This window comes from Psychrilyobacter sp. (genome assembly GCF_037132775.1).
In the GTDB taxonomy this organism is placed as follows: domain Bacteria; phylum Fusobacteriota; class Fusobacteriia; order Fusobacteriales; family Fusobacteriaceae; genus Psychrilyobacter.
The window spans coordinates 1-5,653 of the sequence record NZ_JBAHZY010000048.1 but is presented as its reverse complement, the minus strand read 5'-3'; the positions used below and the strand labels follow the sequence as shown (position 1 = coordinate 5,653).

The following is a 5,653-nucleotide window of genomic DNA, read 5'->3' as shown; positions in this document are numbered from 1 at the left end:
AATTAGCTCTTTTCGTGCTAATTCATCAGGGGATAAATCTTTTCTTCTTTTTCTCATAAAAAAACCTCCAAATTAATGTAATTGTAGTTTACACTAATTTGGAGGTTTACACAAAATATGAGACAGACCAAAATCTAGTGTCCTTTTAGTTTTAAGACTATTATTTTTTCAATTCTATTTAGGATTGCTTCTTTCAGCTTTTTCTCTTTGTCACGAATTACACGAAGGGTATACGAGTATTAACTTTCTTTATCATTCAATAAAGAAAATTAAATGTATCACAAATTTTTAAACATTCTACCACTACAGAACAGAAGTCTTTTGAACTTCAATTCGAAGTTTATTGTCGTTATGCTTCAGCAGTAATGTATGATTTCTACCTTTTAAAACACCTTATCATCTTGCTATCTGTTAATAGTCGAACCATATTTTCCCTTCTGTACTCTTGGCTTTCCTTATGCTTGTACCAACTTCAGCCATTAATTTTAATTTAAACTGGGGTTGAATTGCTGATTTTAATAGATTCTATGATATAATTATAAGAAAGATAAATTAAAATATAGAAAAAAATCAAGGAGGAAACGAGTGTTAATCTACATGTTATTTTATTTTTCATTCTACTTTACTTTAGGAGCTAGTATGATATATTTCTCCCAATTTTTTAGTGCTATTAATATATCAGGGGAACAGTCAGGGATGATTTTTGCTATAGGATCGTTTTCAGCCATGGTTTTTCAGCCAGTTTTAGGATATATAAATGATAAAACAAAAAAATCTAAAGAAATATTGATTATAATAACCGGAATTCTTTTTATTACTTTGTTACTGATGAATTATATGAATTCATTTATAGGAATATTAACCTTGTATTCTATATATGCAATAGTAGTTTTTTGTGAGATGTCTCTCATGGATATAGTATCTTTATCGACTGATTATGCATTTGGAAAGATAAGGTTGTGGGGTTCTATTGGATTTGCTGTAGGAGCTTTAGTTTCAGGAAAAGTTATAGAAACATTTGGCTCTTCTTCATTTTTATATTTAGCAGCAGTTGTTTCAATTATAACAGGGATAATTATTTTAAAAATACCTGTAAAAATTAATAATTTACATGCTGACCATCAAAAGGTAGACATAAAAAAACTTTTAACAAATAAAAAATATATTGTTTTTGTAATTGTTTCTATGTTATTTTTAGGGACAAATAATGGGCACAATAGTTATTTTGCTGTTTATTTTAAAGAGATCGGTGGTTCCATGGCATTACTGGGAACAACAATTTTCTTGATGACTCTTAGTGAAGTACCTTTTATGGGGATTTCTACAAGAATAATAAATAAAAAAGGGGTAGAATTTGTGGTTACTTTAGCAATATTATGCATAACTATCAGATGGGGAGTATACTTTTTCTTTTCCAAACCTTCTGTGATAGCAGTAACTTTTTTATCTCAGGGAGCATCTGTAGGATTATTTTTTGCAGGAGCAAATTTATTTATTCGAAGTATTGTAGAAAAAAATACTCTAGGAACAGCAATAACAATATTTATGGCAGCAGGTTCCTTGGGAGGAATGTTTGTTCAATATATTTCAGGAGTAATTATAGAACAGTATGGAGCAGTTTATATCTATGGATTTTTTACAATACTGGCATTCGTATCCTTGGTATTGATGTTATCAGAGAAAAAAATAAAGAATAAAAAAAATAGAATAAAAAGGAGAGTATAGTTATGGCAAGAGGATATGACGTGGCAAAGGGTAGAAAAAACAAGGTATCATTGTTTGGAAAAACATTGGTAAGAAGATCAAAATCTACATGTGAGTTATGTGGTGAAACAGGTCAGAAATTAAATATATTTGAAGTAGGAAAAATAGAGGTAGAGCCTGATTTTGATAGGTGTATCCATATCTGTGATACTTGTATGAATACGATAGACAGATTAAAAAAAGCTAATGAAAATGACTTGAGGTTTTTAAATCATGCCATTTGGAGTGAGGAAAATATAGTAAAAGCTACGGCAATAGATCTTATAAAACAAATCGAAGGAAAATATTCATGGATAGATGATCTATTAGACATGGTCTATATGGATGAGGAGTTAGTAGAATTAGTGGAGAAGATAAGCAAGAAATAAAAACACAGAGGAGCAGGACTTAAATTTTGCTCTTTTTTCTTTGCTTAGTACTTTATCTATTGTTTATTAAAAATTATTAGGGGGAAAAAGTGAAAGAAGAAAATATTAAGGGAAGTTTTAGGGGATTGGTACCATTTTTTATTTTTATTGGAATTTATTTAGGAAGTGGATTGATCCTTCAATCCCAAGGGGTAGAATTAGCATTTTATCAAATGCCTGCTCCTATAGCAGCTTTTGCTGGAATTATCACTGCCTTTATTCTTTTTAAAGGCACGATCAATGAAAATTTAGCACTTTTGTCAAGGGATGTGGCCACGAGGATATTAGAATCATGTGTATAATATATTTACTTGCCGGAGCTTTTGCCGCAGTATCTAAGGCCATGGGAGGAGTAGATTCTACAGTTAACTTAGAGCTTACCTATATTCCTGCACAATATATCGCTGCAGGATTGTTTATTATCGCTGGATTTATTTCTATGGCTACAGGGACTTCTGTCGGTGCCATTGTTGCCATCGCTCCTATTGCTGTAGGACTGACTGAAAAAGGTGGACTATCTCTTCCCCTAGTACTTTCTGCTGTTATGGGTGGAGCTATGTTTGGAGATAATCTTTCAATAATTTCAGATACCACAATTGCAGCTACCAGAACGCAGGGTGTAGAAATGAAAGATAAGTTCAGAGTTAATATTTTGATTACTGCTCCTGCGGCGATCATTACTGTTATCCTTTTGGTTATTTTTGGCAGACCTGAAATTTTACCTGAGGTTCAAAACTATGATTTTAATCTAATTAAAATTTTGCCTTATGTCTTTGTATTGGTATTTTCTTTGATCGTAATGAATGTCTTCATTGTTCTAACTGGGGGGGTTGCTCTTTCAGGGATCATTGGAGCCATCTATGGAGATTTTACTCTTCTTACTTTTTCAAAAGAAATTTACAATGGGTTTATAGGAATGAATGAAATTTTTCTACTTTCATTTCTTACAGGTGGTTTAGCTGCTATGGTTACCAAAGCCGGAGGGATTCAGTGGCTCCTTGAAAAAATACAAAGAAGTATTAAAGGACCAAAAACTGCCCAATTAGGAATAGGAGCCTTGGTTGGGTTTACAGATATGGCTGTTGCCAACAATACCGTTGCTATAATTATAAATGGTCCTATAGCTAAAAAACTTTGCAGGAAATATGATGTCGACCCAAGAAAAAGTGCTGCCATATTGGATATTTTCTCTTGTATAGCTCAGGAATTTATTCCTTATGGAGCTCAAATGTTAATTTTGGTAGGATTTGCAGGAGGAAAAGTGACACCGTTAGAAGTCTTGCCTTTACTATGGTACCAACAGTTGCTACTCGCATCTGTTCTACTTTCAGTTCATATACCATTTGCTGATGACCTTATGAGAAAAAAACCATGGGTATGGGAAGCGGAAGTGGAGGGGATATAAATCTTTTCCCAAAATTATGTTTTTTAATAGAAAAAATTATAATAAAAAAATACCATTTATAATGGAATATATATGTATGTTATTTTAGAATAAAGTGTTGTGTATTGGGCATAAAAAGTGTATAGTTGTATTAAAGAGAGGGAAAAAAAGAAATGGGGAGGCTTTTAATGAAAGAAATTCAAGAAAAAGGATTCGGAACAAAGGCTATACATGGAGGAGCAGAAAAAAATCCATTTGGAACATTAACGACACCAATATACCAAACGTCTACATTTGTATTTGATAGTGCAGAACAAGGCGGTAAGAGATTTGCTTTAGAAGAAGCAGGATATATTTATTCAAGATTAGGAAATCCTACATCAACTGTTATAGAGAAAAAATTAGCATTGTTAGAAGGAGCAGAAGCTTCTCTTGCAACTAGTTCAGGAATGGGAGCTATCTCTGCTACTATGTGGACACTACTTAAAGCAGGAGATCATGTATTAGCAGATAAAACTTTATATGGGTGTACATATGCATTCTTATGTCATGGATTAACTAAATTTGGAATTGATGTAGAATTTATCGATACTTCTGATTTAGAAACAGTAAAAAAATCTATGAAAGCTAACACTAGAATAGTTTATTTAGAGACACCAGCAAATCCTAATCTAAAAATTGTGGATATAACAGCTGTCTGCGAAATAGCTCATAAAACTGAAGGAGCTATAGTAGTAGTAGACAATACATTTGCAACACCATATCTTCAAAATCCTATAAAATTAGGAGCTGACTTAGTAGTACATTCAGCAACTAAATATTTAAATGGTCATGGAGATGTAGTAGCAGGATTCGTAACAGGAGACTTAGAGACAATAACTCAAATAAGATTAATAGGTGTAAAGGATATGACAGGTTCTGTGCTTAGTCCAAATGATGCTTTTCTTTTGATGAGAGGAATGAAAACTTTAGAGCTTAGAATGGAAAGACACTGTAGTAATGCACTGGAGATAGCAAAATTCTTAGAAACTAACTCTATGGTAGAAAAAGTATATTATCCAGGGCTTGAATCTCATGAAGGACATGAACTTGCAAAGAAACAAATGAGTGGATTCGGTGGAATAATAGCATTTGATGTAAAAGGTGGATTGGAAGCAGGGAAAAAATTATTAAATAGTTTAGAATTATGTACTCTAGCAGTAAGTTTAGGGGATACAGAAACATTGATCCAACATCCAGCATCTATGACTCATTCTCCATATACAGAAGAGGAGAGAGCAGCAGCAGGGATAACTGAAGGATTAGTTAGAATATCTGTAGGTTTAGAAGGTATAAACGATATTATAGATGACTTAAAGCAAGGATTAGCAAAATTATAGAATAGATAAAAAAGAGGCTTCACCCTTCTGGGGGAGCCTCTTTTACTTTATAAATTAAATGTATTTTCTTCTAAATATTCCCGGATTTCTTCTATGGATACAGGTTTACTAAAATAATACCCTTGAACTTCATCGCATTTATAAGTTTTTAAAAAATCAAATTGTTTTTTGTTTCTACACCTTCTGCTATGACTTTAAAACCTAAATTATGTGCCATAGAAATTATTGTTTTAACAATTACCTTATCCTCTTCATTATTTGTAATTCCATCTATAAATGATTTATCTATTTTTAATTTATCTATGGGGAATTTCTTAAGGTAACTTAAGGATGAATAGCCAGTTCCAAAATCATCTATTACTAATTTAATATTTAAATCTTTTAATTTCAACATAATTTCTGTATTCTTTAAGACATCATCCATGTAGGACAGATTCTGTTAACTCTAGTTCTATATGTTTTAAATCTATTTTTTCTTGTTCCAAAACATCTGCAATCATTTTAGGTAAATTACTGTATTTTATTTGATATCCAGAAATATTAATGGATATATATATATTTGGATCTATTTCAATAACTTTTTTTACTTGGTGTATAATCATTTCAAGTCGACCACTTGAAATAAAAAAAGACCTTTTTTCATAAAAACCGATATAATGTAGTTACGACAACAAACATTAAAGGAGTTAATTTATGAAAAAAGGATATAAACATTTTAG

The 5,653-nt window shown here is 31.6% G+C and carries 5 protein-coding genes and 1 pseudogene; 4 read left to right on the top strand and 2 right to left on the bottom strand.

Annotated features, from left to right (window positions below):
* The first annotated feature begins 585 nt into the window (after positions 1 to 585).
* The 4 genes and pseudogenes from V5784_RS03270 (at position 586) to megL (ending at position 4,934) form a co-directional block, all read left to right on the top strand.
* Positions 586 to 1,725, top strand: coding sequence for an MFS transporter (locus tag V5784_RS03270; protein WP_336887620.1), 1,140 nt, complete (start codon positions 586 to 588; stop codon positions 1,723 to 1,725).
* Positions 1,726 to 1,727: 2 nt separating this feature from the next.
* Positions 1,728 to 2,132 carry a PhnA protein gene (locus tag V5784_RS03265; protein WP_336887619.1) on the top strand — a complete coding sequence of 135 codons (405 nt, stop codon included), beginning with the start codon at positions 1,728 to 1,730 and terminating at the stop codon, positions 2,130 to 2,132.
* 89 nt (positions 2,133 to 2,221) lie between these two features.
* Positions 2,222 to 3,480 (top strand): annotated as a pseudogene (locus tag V5784_RS03260) (Na+/H+ antiporter NhaC family protein); the annotation flags it as partial.
* Between the two features lie 263 nt (positions 3,481 to 3,743).
* Positions 3,744 to 4,934 (top strand): methionine gamma-lyase, encoded by a 1,191-nt coding sequence (gene megL / locus V5784_RS03255; RefSeq protein ID WP_336887618.1) that lies wholly within the window; start codon positions 3,744 to 3,746, stop codon positions 4,932 to 4,934.
* A gap of 148 nt (positions 4,935 to 5,082) precedes the next feature.
* Here the strand turns inward: megL and V5784_RS03250 are convergent, their stop codons facing one another.
* Together V5784_RS03250 and V5784_RS03245 are read right to left on the bottom strand one after the other, a co-directional pair.
* Positions 5,083 to 5,358: an EAL domain-containing protein gene (locus V5784_RS03250; RefSeq protein WP_336887617.1), complete on the bottom strand. Its 276-nt coding sequence runs from the start codon at positions 5,356 to 5,358 to the stop codon at positions 5,083 to 5,085.
* Positions 5,351 to 5,536 carry a hypothetical protein gene (locus V5784_RS03245; protein ID WP_336887616.1) on the bottom strand — a complete coding sequence of 62 codons (186 nt, stop codon included), beginning with the start codon at positions 5,534 to 5,536 and terminating at the stop codon, positions 5,351 to 5,353. Before V5784_RS03245 ends, V5784_RS03250 begins: the two co-directional genes overlap by 8 nt.
* Between the last annotated feature and the right edge of the window lie 117 nt (positions 5,537 to 5,653).